Raw genomic sequence first — 13,726 nt, 5'->3', positions numbered from 1 at the left:
CTGATCCGAGACAGATTCCAGTCTAGGGAGACTCGACGGATGAGGATGCTGAAAGCGCGTAGCGGACAGTGTCGGCTGCTGAAATTGGCGGTGGAACAGCAGAACTGCTGTTTTCTATCGTTTCAGCGAACCGAGCAAACCCTCCAGAAAGCGCTCCCCCGCTTCCATCTGACTGATCTCGATAAACTCGTCGGGCTTGTGCGCCTGCTCGATCGAACCTGGCCCGCAGACAACCACCGGCACATCCAGACGCTGCTTGAACAACCCGCCTTCCGTACCGAACGAAACCTTGGACGTCGCAGTATCCGGCGCCGCGAAATTTTTCAGGAACCGTACCGCTTCGACGCTCGGATGGGTGTCCAGTCCGGGATAGACGTTGACCGTTTCAATCTCGATGGCTGCCACACTCGAGAGCTTCTGCGCCTCGCGCACGATCACCTCGGCACGCTCCTGCATCTGCGCGAGGATCTGTTCCAGATCATCGGCCGGCAAATTGCGCACTTCAAAATCCACCGTGCACAGATTCGGCACGATATTCAGCGCCCGGCCACCGCCGATCTGGCCCACGTGCACGGTGGTGTAAGGCACGTCGTAATCGGCATCCCGGGCGCCCTGCTCCTGCAGTTGACGCTGGGATTCACGCAACGCTGCAATGAAATCGCAGGCCAAGTGGATCGCGTTGATCGAGCGCGGCGCCAGCGAAGAATGCGCCTCCAGCCCCCGACAATAGGTGCGGTACGAGCCCTTGCCCTTGTGCCCCAGCACAAACTGCATGTTGGTCGGTTCGCCGATCAGGCACAGGAACGGCCGCACCGGCGCCAGGTGCAGCACATCGAGCAAACGCCGCACGCCAACGCAGCCGATTTCCTCGTCGTGTGACAGCGCCAGTTGCAGCGGACGGCTGAGGGAATGTTCAGCAGCGTCAAGCATCGCGTCGATGGCCAGCGCGATAAAGCCTTTCATGTCGCAACTGCCGCGCCCGTAAATCCGCCCGTTCTGCTCCGTCACCTGGAACGGTGGAACCGTCCACGCCTGCCCCGCTGCTGGCACCACGTCGGTGTGTCCGGACAGCAGAATGCCCGGTTGGTCTTTCGGACCGGTACTGGCAAACAGATTGGCCTTCTTGCCGCTTTCGTCCTTGACGATCAGCGACTCGATGCCCTTGCTCAGCAGCAGCTCGCGAACGTACTCGATCAACGCCATGTTCGATTCCGACGACACGGTATCGAACGCAATCAATCGTTTGAGAATCTCCAGTACACGGGGTTTCATGAAGCTTTGCTCCGTTGTTCGGCCAAGGGGGCGAACCGGCGTATGGAAAAGGGTTCAATCAACGTGGAGGTACTGCCGGTACTGATCAATTCAGCCATGACGTCACCGACGCCCGGCCCCAACTGGAAGCCATGGCCACAGAAGCCGAACGCGTAATACAGGCCATCGACCGTACCGCTTGGCCCCATGATCGGCAGCGAGTCCGGCAGATAGCTTTCGATGCCGCTCCAGACCCGGATGATGTTCAGATTGCCGACGCCCGGCAGCAGTCGGCGCATTTGCCGGATCTGGTTGAGGATGCTGCGCGGCTCGACATAGGCGCGGCGATTGAGCATGTCCGGTTTGCTGCGATAGCCGCCGCCAATGATGATGTTGCCGCGCGGAATCTGCCGGAAATAAATGACTTCCTCAGGGATCTTGGTGAACACGCCGATCACCGTCGGCAAGGCGTACGGCACCGGTTCCGTCACCGCCATCTGCGGGCCATGGGTGTCCAGCGGAACCGGTTCGCCGAACTGCGCGGACAGTTTCTCGCCCCAGGCCCCGGCGGTGATCAGCAGTTGTGCGGCGCGATATTGCCGGCCATCGGTGGTGGTGACGCTGAACTCGCCTGCGGTTTTCTGCACCTGGGCCACTTCGGTCTGTTCTTCGATACGCGCACCGATCCGCCGCGCCGCCCGGGCAAATGCCGGCGCCGCCAGACGCGGGTTGGCGTGACCGTCGTGCGGTGCGTAGGAGCCCCCCTTCACGTCCGGCCCCAGAAACGGAAAGCGCCGGTGCAGTTCAGTGCCGCGATAGACCTGCAGATCCAGTTGCGCCGCCTCCGGTGCAGCGGCATACGCCTCGAGCTCGGCAATTTCGTCTTCGCGGTAACACACACGCATGTGGCCGCTGGCGATGAACTCCAGATCGTCGTCAATCAGCTCCGGCAAGCGCTTCCACAGCGCAAAGGAACGGTTGGCCAGCTCCAGTTGCCCCAGATAACGACCCTGACGCCGCACGTTGCCGAAGTTGACGCCGCTGGCGTATTGGCCAATCAGGTCGCGCTCGAGCAGCGTCACGGAGTGCCCGCGCTGGCGCAGGAAAAACGCTGACGCCGCACCCATGATGCCGCCGCCGATAATCAATACATCACTTTTCTGCGGGTTCATGACGGCTCCTCGATGATCACCATCGGTAACGGTTTGACGGGGGCCTGACCGCGTTGACGGCCGACCTGCTGCACATTGACGCCGGCCGCGGCGGCAATCACTTCGGCGCCGGCCTGCGAGCAGTAGCGGCCCTGGCAGCGGCCCATGCCGACCCGACTGAAAGCCTTGGCCCGATTGACTTCACACGCGCCTTTTTCACTGACCGTACGGCGCAGTTCGCCCGCGCTGATCATCTCGCAGCGACAGACGATCGCCGAATCCGGCAACGCCCCGGCCTGTTCGGCGGGCCAGGGAAATGCCTGCGCCAGACCGAGGCGGAACTGATCCATCACCGCCAGTGCACGCCGTTGCTCTGCGCGCAAACCGGCATCCACCGGTTGTTGCTGATCCTCCAGCAGCGCCATCGCCACCAGACGTCCGGCATGTTCAGCCGCATCGGCACCGCGGATCTTTGCGCCGTCGCCGGCGGCATACACACCGCTGACCGACGTGCGGCCCTCTTCATCAAGCGCCAGCCACCATTGGCCGGACGCTTCATCAAAACGCATGCGGCACCCGGCCAGATCGGCCAGCTGGGTTTCCGGACGCAAGTGATACCCCAGGGCCACGGCATCGCACTCGATGTCCAGGGTTTCGCCCTTGGCTGAGCGCACGCGCACGCCACTGACGCCGTGGGTGGCATCTCCCGATATCAGCTCCGGCTTGATCCCCAGATGCACCGGTATTTTCGCCTGGTACAACTGCGCCAACAGCTTCATCCCGGTGAGCAACACCCCGGGCCGCGCGAGCATCTTCGGCAGCGCGACGATGCGTTTGCTCAGTGGCGAGGTATCGAGCACCGCGGCGACGTTGGCGCCGGCCTTCACGTACTGGCTGGCCACCAGATACAGCAGTGGACCACTGCCCATGAACACCACGCGATGGCCGATGGAAACCGCCTGCGACTTGAGCGCGATTTGCGCCCCGCCGAGGCTGTAGGTGCCCGCCAGCTGCCAGCCTTCAATGGGCATCAAACGGTCCGTGGCGCCGGTGCACAGGATCAACGCGTCGAAGTCCACCGTCGTATGGTGACCCTGACTGACGCAGCTCAACTGCCTGGGCACCAGATTCCACACCAGCGTGTCGGGCCGGTAATCGATGTGTGGGCGCAAGCGCTCGAAACTCTCGTGCAGGTCGCGCGCCTTGGCCGCTTCAGTGCCGTACAGCGCGCGGTAGTCGCGGGTGAAACCTTCGGGTTGGCGCCGATAGATCTGGCCGCCGTCGCGGCGATTTTCATCGATCAGGACCGGTTTGAAGCCGGCCTTCACCAACGTCTCGGCGCAGCGAATCCCCGCAGGGCCGGCGCCGACGATAACTACCCGTGCAGTGGCCATGTCGCCTCCGGTTGTGTGGTGACGAGATCCAGCCCTTCACGGACTTCATTGGAGCACGCACGCAGACGTTCGCCGCTGCGCGTCCACACCCAGCAATCCTGGCAGGCACCCATCAGGCAGAACCCGGCACGTCGACCGGCATCGAATTCCGACTGGCGTAGCGCATCGCCCTGAGTGAGCAATGCGACCATCAGTGTGTCGCCCTGCAACGCCTTGATGGGCACGCCATCCACGGTCAACCCGACGGTCACCCGGCCCTGCTCGGCCAGTCTCACAAAACGAGCGCTCATGCATAGGCTCCCTGATTGAAGGTGGTCACGTCCCGCTGGGTTTTCAGCAGTTCGACGCTGTCGTGGTGGCAAAGAATTTCACTGCCACCGTCGATGATTCGGCGGTTGGGTGCCGTACGGTTGCACAGGCCATCGACGCGCACCGGGCAGCGATTGAGGAAGGTGCACAGCTCGGCGACATTGGCTTTGGGCCCGATGGGCGGCAGTTCGCCGCAAGTCGTCCCGCAGGTTTCCAGCCAGCCCTGGCGCAGCTCCGGCACCGAGTGAATCAACAGATCGGTGTAGGGATGGAACGGCGCCTGCGCAAACGACTGGCGGCTGCCGGCCTGAACCTTGTGGCCGCTGTACATCACCACCACGTCATCGCACAGCGCGCGCACGGTGGAGATGTCATGACTGATGAACAGGTAGGACACGCCGAGCTGCTCACGCAAGTCGCGGAGCAATTCAAGAATCGCTGCACCGACCACGGTGTCCAGCGCCGAGGTCACTTCATCGCAAAGGATCAGATCGGGTTTGGCCGCCAGTGCCCGCGCCAGGTTCACCCGCTGTTTCTGCCCGCCGGACAACTCGCTCGGACGACGCTCGGCCAAGGCTCGCGGCAGGCGCACCAGATCCAGCAATTCGCCGATACGCTCGCGCAACGCCGCGCCTTTGAGGTTGAAATACATCTTCAGCGGCCGACTCAGAATCGTGCTGATGCTGTGCATCGGATTGAGCGCCGTGTCGGCGTTCTGGAACACCATCTGGATTCGCCGGAATTGCTCGTCGCTGCGTTCGGACAGACAACCGCCCAGCGGTTGCCCGTCAAAGGTCAGCCCGCCCAATGCCGGCGTCAGCAAGCCGGCCACCACGCGGGCCAGCGTTGACTTGCCCGACCCCGACTCGCCGATCACACCAATCGCCTGGCCCCGGCGCACGGTCAGATCAATGTCTTCCAGTACACGAATGGCCGGCATGCCCTGGGTGTTCTTGTTGCCGTAACCGGCGGTCAGGCCGCGAATGGTCAGCAGCGGAGTTTCTTCGGCAATTCCGCAAGGTGGGCGGATCGTCGTGTCCGGCCGCGCGGCCGCCAGCAGACTGCGGGTGTATTCATGACTCGGGCCTTTGAGGAGCGCCGCCGTAGCGCTTTGTTCGTATATCTGACCGCCATTGAGCACGACGATCTGATCCGCCATTTGCGCCACCACGGCCAGGTCATGGGACACATACACCGCTGTCGCGCCACGGTCACGCACCACGCGCTTGAACGCACGCAACACGTCGATCTGGGTCGTCACATCGAGCGCCGTGGTCGGTTCGTCGAGGATGACCAGCAACGGATCACTGATCAGCGCCATTGCCGCCATCACCCGCTGCAGTTGCCCGCCGGACACCTGATGCGGGTAACGCTGGCCGATGTGATCCGGGTCTGGCAGGGCCAAATCGCGGAACAGCTCAATGGCCTTGGCCTCAAGGGTGGCGCGGGTGCCGAGGCCGTGAATCAAGGCGCCCTCCACCACTTGGTCGATCAGCTTCTTCGCCGGGTTGAAAGCCGCCGCAGCGCTCTGCGCGATATACGACACCCGATTACCGCGCAGGCCCTGCAATTGCTGCTCGCTGAGCGCGAGCATGTCGTGCTCGCCGACCTGTACCACGCCGCCGGACAACCGACAGCCCCGTCGGGCGTACCCCAACAGAGCGAGGGCAATTGTGGTCTTGCCCGAGCCCGATTCGCCGATCAACGCCAGCACTTCACCTTGTTCCAGGGCAAAGCTCACGCCTTTGACGATTTCGGTTTCCCCGTGCTCGCCGCAAGCGACCACGCGCAGGTCTTCAACTCGAATCAATTGGGTCATTTCAATGGCCTCCCGTGCGGCGACTACGTCGCGACGACAATCTGTCGATAAACAGATTCACGCCGATGGTCAGGGTGCCGATGGCCAGCGCCGGGATGACGATGGCCGGGGCGCCCTGATTGAGGCCGCCGATGTTTTCCCGCACCAGCGAGCCGAGGTCGGCATCCGGCGGTTGCACGCCCAGCCCGAGAAAACTCATGCCGCTGAGCAGCAGCACGATGAAACCGAACCGCAAGCCCAAGTCAGTCAGCACCGGGTTGAGCATGTTCGGCAGGATCTCCACGCAAGCAATGTACAAACGCCGCTCGCCACGGGTTCGGGCGACCTGCACGTACTCCAGCGCTTCGATGTTCACCGCCATGCTGCGCGCGATACGGAACGCGCCCGGGGCGAAGCTCAACACTGCCGTGCTGATCAGCAGGGTCACTGAAGAGCCGAACGCCGAAACCATGATCAACGCGAGCATCTTGCTCGGGATCGAGATAAAGGCGTCCATCAAGCGGCTGATCACTTCGTCCAGCCATTTCGGCGACACCACCGACAGCAGCGCGCAACCGGTGCCCAGCGCACTGGCCAGCACCGCCGCAATCAACGCCAGGCCCACGGTGAAGCGCGCGCCGACGAGCACCCGGCTGAGCATGTCGCGGCCCAGATAATCAGTGCCGAACGGGTACACCGCGCTGATGTTGTCGAACACGTTGCCCGAGACCACCTCGCCGACCGGATGCGGCGCCAGCCACGGGCCGAATAACGCAACCAGCAACCAGATAACGCAGATGGCCGCGCCGATGAGTCCCAGCCACACGGGACCGTGAGACACCTTGCCGGCTGACAGATCGGGGGCCGCAGGCGTCGATTTCACAATGAGATTGTTCATTGGTTTCTCAGCCTCGGATTGGACAGAATCGCGCACAGGTCGGCAATCAGCACCAGACCCAGATAAGCCGTACAGAACAACATGGTGCAGGCCTGCACCAGTGCCATGTCACGGTTGGTCACGGCATCGACCATCAGGCTGGCGATGCCGGGATAGTTGAAGATGGTTTCAACAATCACCACCCCGCCGAGCAGATACGACAGGCTCAGCGCAATCGCATTGGCAATCGGCCCGATGGCATTGGGCAAAGCGTGGCGCAGTACGATGCGCATCGGACTGACGCCTTTGAGCCGGGCCATTTCCACGTAGGGGCTGTCGAGCTGGTCGATCACTGCCGCGCGTGTCATCCGCGCCATTTGCGCAACGATCACGCAGCACAGCGTCATCACCGGCAAGGCGTAGGTGCGCATGAATTGCCACGGTGAAGTGATGTCACTGGCATAGGACAGCGCCGACAACCAGCCCAGGTTTACCGCAAAGATCAGCACCGCAAGGGTCGCCACCAGAAACTCCGGCACCGCGACCATGGCCAGGGTGGTGAAACTCAGGACACTGTCGATCCGCCCGCCCCGGCCCATCGCCGAGCCGATGCCGAGAACCAGCGCCACCGGCACCGACACCAGCGCCGTGGCGGCCGCCAGCATCAGGGTGTTGGGCACACGCCCGGCCATCAGCTCGACAACCGGCATCGCGTTCGATACCGACACGCCCATATCGCCACTGAGCAGGCTCATCAACCAGTGCAGGTAACGCACCACACCGGGTTGATCGAGTCCCAGTTTCAGGCGCAGCGCCGCCACCTGTTCCGGGGTGGCAAACTGGCCAAGGGATTGTTGTGCCGCGTCTCCAGGCAGTACCGCCGTGATCGCGAACACGACCATCGATACGATCAACAAAGTCACGATCGCGGCGCCCAGCCGTCGACCGATCAACCACAGTGTGCTGCTATTCATCGCCTACCCTCCTGCACCTGGCTTGCCGTTCATTTCGACGGCTCTGTTCAAGCGTCCAGCCAGACCTGCTCGGCGAACATGTAACCCATGAAGCCGCCGAGCGGGTTGCTGCCGTAGCCCTTGATCCGTTGATCGACGCCGTCGATGTTGCTGATGAACACCGGTATGCCGATGCCACAGTGGTCGTGCACCAGAGTCTGCATGTCCGCGTACATCTTGCCGCGCTTGGCATCGTCGGTTTCACCGCGGGCGAGCATCAGCAACTGGTCGAACTGCTCGTTCTTCCAGCCGGACTCGTTCCACGGCGCCTTCGACTGGAAGAACTGCGAGAACATCACGTCGGCGTTCGGACGTGGGTTGATGTTGCCGAAGCTGATCGGGTGCTTCATCCAGTGGTTGGACCAGTAGCCGTCGCTCGGCAGGCGCTTGACGTCGAGTTTGAGCCCGGCCTGTTTGGCCGACTGCTGCAACAGCACTGCGATATCGACGGAACCCGTTGCGGCAGGCGACGCAAACAGCTCCATGCTGATGTTTTCCATGCCCGCTTTTTTCAGCAGGAACTTGGCTTTTTCCGGGTCGTAGACCGTTTGCGGCAGGTCGCTGTTGTAGTAGCGCGAGCCGGGCGCGATCGGATGATCGTTGCCGACCACGGCAAAGCCGCGAAACACCGCCGACTTGATCTGTTCGCGATCGAGCAGGTACTTCATCGCCTGGGTGAAATCGGCGTTCTGACCGGGCAACTGATCCTGACGGATGATCAAATCAGTGTAGTTGCCCGACGGCGCATCAACGACCCGGTGTTTGGCGCTGGCCTTGATCCGGTCGGTGGAGCGCGGGTTGACCTCATTGATCATGTGCACGTCGCCGGACAGCAGCGCGTTGACCCGCGACGGCTCGTCGCCGATGGCAATGAATTCGATTTCGTCGAGGTACGGCAGGCCAGGCTTCCAGTAGCCGGTGTTGCGTGCGGCCACCGAACGTACGCCCGGTTTGAACTCCTTGACCTTGAACGGTCCGGTACCAATGCCCTGGTTGAAGTCAGTGGTGCCTTCGGGAACGATCAGCAGATGCGAGACGGCCAGAATCGACGGCAATTCGGCGTTCGGTGCAGTCAGGCGAATCTGTACTTCGTTGGCCCCCGTGGCCTTGATTTCGGCGAATTGCTCCATCAGTGGCATGACTTTGGAGCCGGTCAGCGGATCCTTGTGTCGTGACAGCGAGAACACCACGTCGGCCGCGCTGAGTGTTTTGCCGTTGTGGAACGTCACGTCCTTGCGCAGGGTGATCGTCCACAGGGTCGCATCGGTGTTGTCGATGCGCTCGGCCAGTTCCAGTTGCGGCACCAGGTGCGCGTCGAAACGGGTCAGGCCGTTGTAGAACATGTAGTGCCGCACATAGTCGGTGGACAGCGCACCTTTGGCCGGGTCGAGGGTGTCAGCCGTGGAGCTGGACATGCCGGCGACACGTATCCGCCCACCCGGCTTGCCTTTGCCCGGCGTCGCCGTATCGTCGGCCAACAGTTTGCCGGCAGCACCAAACAGGCTGCCGGCGCCGGCAGCCGCTACGCCGGCCACACCGAGCATTTGCAACGCGTGACGGCGTGACATGCCGCGATTGAGGCCTTCGAACACCCGCAGGCTTGCTTCGCCCGAGATCAGAGGTGAGTCGTTCTTGTGATCAGTCATTTCAGTGCTACCTGTCGAAATTAAGAAGGCTCAAGTGTTCCGGTTGGCCGGAACGTCCTGGAAACGCAAACGACGGTAAAGCCACAGCATCAGCTCAATGCAAATAGTCCTGAAAGCGGTAATAGGCGCCCACGAAAGGCAGGAACCACGGCTTGCCGAAATGCCCGGGGATCGCCGGCCAGTCGAGTTCACGCCAGGGGTTGGCCTCGGCATTGCCGGCCATCACATCGGCCATCACCTGCCCCATGTGCACCGACATCTGCACGCCGTGGCCGCTGTAACCCATCGAGTGGAACACGCCGCCGTGCTGGCCGGCTCGCGGCAAACGGTCGGAGGTCATGTCTACCAGGCCGCCCCAGCAGTAATCGATCCTGACGCCGGCCAGTTGCGGGAACATCTGGACCATCGCCGCCTGCAGCACCTTGCCGCTCTTGGCATCGTTGACACTGTCGGACATGGCAAACCGCGCGCGCCCGCCAAACAGCAAACGGTTATCCGGGGTCAGGCGGAAGTAGTTACCGATCATTCGACTGGTGACATAAGCGCGGCGCCCCGGCAGCAACTGATCGATCAACGCCCGCGGCAGGACCTCGGTGGCAATCACGAAACTGCCCACCGGTACGATTCGCCGCCGATACCAGCCCAGACTACCGTGCTGACAGGCACCGGTCGCCAGCAGAACCTGCCCGGCGTGCAGCGAACCCTTGCTGGTGTTGACCTGATAACCGCCGGCCCGGGCTTTCCAGTCGAGCACCGAGGTGCCCTCATGGATCAGTGCACCGTGACGCACCGCCGCTTCTGCCAGACCGATGCCGAAACGCCCGACGTGCATCTGCACGCCATTGCGCTGCAACAGGCCGCCATGGAACTGCGCAGAGTTGACTTCGGTGCGGGTCTGTTCGGCAGACAGCAATTCAACATCGGCATCGACTTCGTTGCGGATCAGCTCGCAGGTGCGGGCCAGGCCTTCGTAGTGCAACGGTTTTGCCGCCAGTTTCAGCTTGCCGTTGCGCAGCAGGTCACAGGCGATCTGCTCCTGCTCGACCAGCGACACAACGCTTTGCACGGCACTTTCGTAAGCCTGGTAATAGGCTTTCGCCCGGTCGGCACCGAGGCTGGTGCTGAGGCTGGCGTAATCCTGCGCCACCCCCGTGTTGCACTGCCCGCCATTGCGTCCCGAAGCCTCGCCGATCACCCGCCCGGCCTCCAGCACCACCACACTGGCGCCCTTGAGCGCCAGGGCCCGGGCCGCCGCCAGCCCGGTGAAACCGCCACCGACGATGGCCACATCGACTTGCCCGGGCAAACCGCCGAGCTGTGCGCCGGTGAAGGCCGGTGCGCTGTCGAGCCAGTAGGATTCACTGCCCATGTTCAATCCCGCCTTTGCCAATGAGGATGTCGTTACAGGCCGACCAGTGCGGCCAGACCGCCGATGTCCGGGATCTGGTGGTAGCTGTAGAAGGCGTTGCCCGGTACTTCGTGACCACGGGCGACGAAGGCCTTGTTCTTGATCTTCATGTCGTGGGCCGGCATCAGGTCGTAACGGAAGCTGGAGGACACATGCAAGATGTCTTCCGGGCCGCAGTTGAGGTTGTCGAGCATGTACTCGAACGCCGCCAGACGAGGTTTGTAGGCTTGTGCCTGTTCGGCCGTGAAGACTTTGTGAAAAGGTGCGCCGAGTTTTTCGACGTTGGACATGATCTGGCTGTTGCTGGCGTTGGAGAAAATCACCAGAGGAATCTTGTCGGCGATTTTCGACAGGCCGGCCGGTACGTCCGGGTGCGGGCCCCAGGTCGGAACGGCGTCGTAATACAGCTGGCCTTCTTCGCGGTATTCGATTCCCCAACGCTTGCAGGTACGCGCCAGAGCGGTCTTGAGAATCTCGTCATACGGCATCCAGTCGCCCATGACCTGATCCAGGCGATAGGCCGAGAAATCCTTGACGAACTGATCCATCTGCTCAGCGGGAACGCGATCGGCGAAGAGTTCGCGGGTCATTGTGCCCATGTGGAAATTGGTCAGCGTTCCGTAGCAGTCGAAGGTAATGAATTTGGGGCGAAGAAAGCTCATTGAGTGCGTTCCTGAAGTTCGTTGAGGTCAATGGCGCTACAAGCACTTGCCTGGTTTGCGCAGTAGCGATGCAACGCTGCAGCACACCGTCATTACAACACCGTGAAATCAGCAGATGGCGTTAAAAGCGACCTCCGTTCGATACAAATCACCGTTTTGGTCATTCCACTCAGCAGACTTTGCGGTGCGCTCCAGCCTTGGGCAAAGCCCCTGTTTATGCGCACTTATGGGCCTTTATCTGGCGCTTTTGATTTCCGACAGCGACTTTGCCCGCAGAAACTGCGCCCCATCGCAGCCTTGGCATCAGTTGCTGCGGCGCCTGTCAGCCCGGTTCTGAATCGAGGCGATTGAACCTACATCCTGCGCCTGAGCGACGAGACTCGGTACAAGCCTTTTATAGGGTAAAAAGGCCCAAGCATTTGCTGCCGACACAAGGCCCGGATTAAGTAGTAAGTGTGGTCTTCGGGACCGTGCTTCGCGGAATCTGCCGAATATTCCCTGCCCCCTTGTCAGGCTTTCATCTAGATGGGATACAGGCTTCACCTCGCCGCAAAACCCGGCGCCAGCGCACACTCTTGATCGGAGAATCGCCATGTCCACCCCGCTCCCTTCCTACGTCTATCGGCCGATGACTGCCGACGACCTGCCCAAGGCTCATGCACTGTCCGTGCAATTGAAGTGGCCCCATCGACTTGACGACTGGGCCATGCTGCAACGGGTCAGCAAGGGCTTTGTCGTACTCGATGGCGAGCGTTTGATCGGCACCGCGTTTGCCTGCCCGCAAGGTGATTTCACGACCATTGGCCTGGTCATTGTCAGTGACGAATACCAGGGCCAGGGCATCGGGCGAAAGCTCATGGAACACGCGCTGCAGGCTTGCCAGTCAAGCACGGCGATATTGAATGCAACCGTGGCCGGCGCACCGCTGTACGCCAGTCAGGGTTTTGTCGAGTTTGGCCGGATTCAGCAGCACCAGGGCCAGGCGCAAGCCCCCGTGCCCGGGCCATTGGCAGACGGTGAAGAATGCCGCCCATTGCGCGAGTCGGATCATGCGCGGGTGCTGGAACTGGCCAATGCCGGGAGCGGACTGGATCGGCGAGCGGTGCTTACCGATCTGTTCGCCGTCGTCGAGCATTCGGTGGGCATTGTGCGTGACGGTCAGTTGCAGGCCTTCGCCCTGCTGCGCCCATTCGGTCGCGGTCGTTGCATCGGCCCGCTGATCGCCGAAAACCTTGAGCAAGCCCAACACCTGATCGCCACATTGCTGGCCGGGATACCGGATGCCTTTGTGCGCATTGATATTCCAGCGGATTGTGGCCTTTCCGACTGGCTGGAAGCAGCCGGCCTGAAGAAAGTAGACACCGTGGCACAAATGTCCCGCGGTGCAGCACCGCAAGCAAACAATGGCGTTCGGCAGTTTGCCCTGGTCACTCAAGCCATCGGCTGACTATCGCGCTGGCGCTGGTCGCCCCCCAAGAAATCCCCTCAAGACCTGGAGCTTCACCCGTATGTCCGAACCTTGCATCATGCTGTTGGCTCGTGCCGATGGCAGTCGCGTCGACACCGCTTTCAAACAGCAACCCTTGAACGCCGCAGACCCTTTCCCGACCGGACGTCAGGTTGCCTGGTCAGGGAGCGACGGCATATCTGCAGGCATCGTCGAAGCAGGCGCAAGCCTTGATATCGAGGATTTCCCGCACACCGAGGTGATCGTAGTCCATGCGGGGCATGTGACGTTGAAAACCCGGGAGCGGACGCTGGAACTGGCCGTCGGCGCCAGCGCGGTCATCGGCCGGGGCACGGACGTGCGGATCGAAGCACAGACCGGCACCCGGTGGGCGTTTTGCGCCATGGCCAGCGGAGCCGCGACACCCGGCCTGACGTTGCTTGACCCGCTGGCACACCTGTCTCCCTCCGCCGCGCCGGAGCAACAGATTCTGATCGGTCCGACACCGCAATGCCGGTCACGTAATGCCTTCGAAGACGCCACAACCGATCTGCGTGTCGGCGTGTGGGACTCGACGCCCTATGAACGTCACGGTCGCCCGCACAAGCTCAATGAGTTGATGTACCTGATCGAAGGCAGCGTAACGTTGCAGACGCCTGAGGGTTTGAGCGTGACCGTCAATACCGGCGACAGCGTGTTTGTTGCGCGCGGGGCACCGTGCGCGTGGAAAAACACGCGCTATGTACGCAAAGTGTATGCGGTCAAATAGC

General features: G+C 62.0%; 12 protein-coding genes. 2 read left to right on the top strand and 10 right to left on the bottom strand.

Annotated elements, in window-relative coordinates; all coding sequences use genetic code 11:
• Window positions 1–114 precede the first annotated feature (114 nt).
• The 10 genes from argE to CAF74_RS05825 all read right to left on the bottom strand — a co-directional run bounded on the left by argE (window position 115) and on the right by CAF74_RS05825 (window position 11,509).
• Entirely contained in the window at window positions 115–1,272 is a 1,158-nt protein-coding gene (gene argE, locus CAF74_RS05870) for an acetylornithine deacetylase (RefSeq protein ID WP_085745642.1), read from the bottom strand.
• Window positions 1,269–2,423, bottom strand: coding sequence for an FAD-binding oxidoreductase (locus tag CAF74_RS05865; protein WP_085745641.1), 1,155 nt, complete (start codon window positions 2,421–2,423; stop codon window positions 1,269–1,271). The genes argE and CAF74_RS05865 overlap by 4 nt, the downstream gene beginning before the upstream one ends.
• Window positions 2,420–3,796, bottom strand: a complete 1,377-nt coding sequence (locus tag CAF74_RS05860; protein ID WP_085745640.1) for an NAD(P)/FAD-dependent oxidoreductase — start codon at window positions 3,794–3,796, stop codon at window positions 2,420–2,422. Before CAF74_RS05860 ends, CAF74_RS05865 begins: the two co-directional genes overlap by 4 nt.
• Window positions 3,778–4,086, bottom strand: a complete 309-nt coding sequence (locus CAF74_RS05855; RefSeq protein ID WP_085745639.1) for a (2Fe-2S)-binding protein — start codon at window positions 4,084–4,086, stop codon at window positions 3,778–3,780. Before CAF74_RS05855 ends, CAF74_RS05860 begins: the two co-directional genes overlap by 19 nt.
• On the bottom strand, window positions 4,083–5,924 hold the full coding sequence (locus CAF74_RS05850) for an ABC transporter ATP-binding protein (protein WP_085745638.1): 1,842 nt from the start codon (window positions 5,922–5,924) through the stop codon (window positions 4,083–4,085). Before CAF74_RS05850 ends, CAF74_RS05855 begins: the two co-directional genes overlap by 4 nt.
• A 1-nt stretch (window position 5,925) precedes the next feature.
• Window positions 5,926–6,801, bottom strand: a complete 876-nt coding sequence (locus tag CAF74_RS05845; RefSeq protein ID WP_085603597.1) for an ABC transporter permease — start codon at window positions 6,799–6,801, stop codon at window positions 5,926–5,928.
• The gene (locus tag CAF74_RS05840; RefSeq protein ID WP_039768548.1) at window positions 6,798–7,754 is read right to left on the bottom strand and encodes an ABC transporter permease; all 957 of its coding nucleotides are present in this window, start codon (window positions 7,752–7,754) and stop codon (window positions 6,798–6,800) included. The genes CAF74_RS05845 and CAF74_RS05840 overlap by 4 nt, the downstream gene beginning before the upstream one ends.
• 47 nt (window positions 7,755–7,801) lie before the next feature.
• Window positions 7,802–9,439 (bottom strand): ABC transporter substrate-binding protein, encoded by a 1,638-nt coding sequence (locus CAF74_RS05835; protein WP_085745637.1) that lies wholly within the window; start codon window positions 9,437–9,439, stop codon window positions 7,802–7,804.
• Window positions 9,440–9,533: 94 nt separating this feature from the next.
• Complete coding sequence (locus CAF74_RS05830; RefSeq protein WP_085745636.1) at window positions 9,534–10,808, bottom strand: FAD-binding oxidoreductase; 1,275 nt, start codon at window positions 10,806–10,808, stop codon at window positions 9,534–9,536.
• Between the two features lie 32 nt (window positions 10,809–10,840).
• Window positions 10,841–11,509, bottom strand: coding sequence for a haloacid dehalogenase type II (locus CAF74_RS05825; protein WP_039768553.1), 669 nt, complete (start codon window positions 11,507–11,509; stop codon window positions 10,841–10,843).
• A 592-nt stretch (window positions 11,510–12,101) separates the two neighbouring features.
• On the opposite strand from CAF74_RS05825, the gene CAF74_RS05820 reads away from it, so the two are divergent.
• Window positions 12,102–12,956, top strand: a complete 855-nt coding sequence (locus tag CAF74_RS05820) for a GNAT family N-acetyltransferase (protein WP_085745635.1) — start codon at window positions 12,102–12,104, stop codon at window positions 12,954–12,956.
• A gap of 61 nt (window positions 12,957–13,017) precedes the next feature.
• Window positions 13,018–13,725: a cupin domain-containing protein gene (locus tag CAF74_RS05815; protein WP_085745634.1), complete on the top strand. Its 708-nt coding sequence runs from the start codon at window positions 13,018–13,020 to the stop codon at window positions 13,723–13,725.
• The last annotated feature ends 1 nt before the right edge of the window (window position 13,726 follow it).

Source organism: Pseudomonas sp. R45(2017), assembly GCF_002112305.1.
In the GTDB taxonomy this organism is placed as follows: domain Bacteria; phylum Pseudomonadota; class Gammaproteobacteria; order Pseudomonadales; family Pseudomonadaceae; genus Aquipseudomonas; species Aquipseudomonas paraglycinae.
This window is presented reverse-complemented; position numbering and strand designations above follow the sequence as displayed.

Coding starts and splice junctions, on each gene's coding strand:
- argE (WP_085745642.1), bottom strand. CDS start 1,272: ATGAAACCCCGTGTACTGGAGATTCTCAAACGATTGATTGCGTTCGAT.
- CAF74_RS05865 (WP_085745641.1), bottom strand. CDS start 2,423: ATGAACCCGCAGAAAAGTGATGTATTGATTATCGGCGGCGGCATCATG.
- CAF74_RS05860 (WP_085745640.1), bottom strand. CDS start 3,796: ATGGCCACTGCACGGGTAGTTATCGTCGGCGCCGGCCCTGCGGGGATT.
- CAF74_RS05855 (WP_085745639.1), bottom strand. CDS start 4,086: ATGAGCGCTCGTTTTGTGAGACTGGCCGAGCAGGGCCGGGTGACCGTC.
- CAF74_RS05850 (WP_085745638.1), bottom strand. CDS start 5,924: ATGACCCAATTGATTCGAGTTGAAGACCTGCGCGTGGTCGCTTGCGGC.
- CAF74_RS05845 (WP_085603597.1), bottom strand. CDS start 6,801: ATGAACAATCTCATTGTGAAATCGACGCCTGCGGCCCCCGATCTGTCA.
- CAF74_RS05840 (WP_039768548.1), bottom strand. CDS start 7,754: ATGAATAGCAGCACACTGTGGTTGATCGGTCGACGGCTGGGCGCCGCG.
- CAF74_RS05835 (WP_085745637.1), bottom strand. CDS start 9,439: ATGACTGATCACAAGAACGACTCACCTCTGATCTCGGGCGAAGCAAGC.
- CAF74_RS05830 (WP_085745636.1), bottom strand. CDS start 10,808: ATGGGCAGTGAATCCTACTGGCTCGACAGCGCACCGGCCTTCACCGGC.
- CAF74_RS05825 (WP_039768553.1), bottom strand. CDS start 11,509: ATGAGCTTTCTTCGCCCCAAATTCATTACCTTCGACTGCTACGGAACG.
- CAF74_RS05820 (WP_085745635.1), top strand. CDS start 12,102: ATGTCCACCCCGCTCCCTTCCTACGTCTATCGGCCGATGACTGCCGAC.
- CAF74_RS05815 (WP_085745634.1), top strand. CDS start 13,018: ATGTCCGAACCTTGCATCATGCTGTTGGCTCGTGCCGATGGCAGTCGC.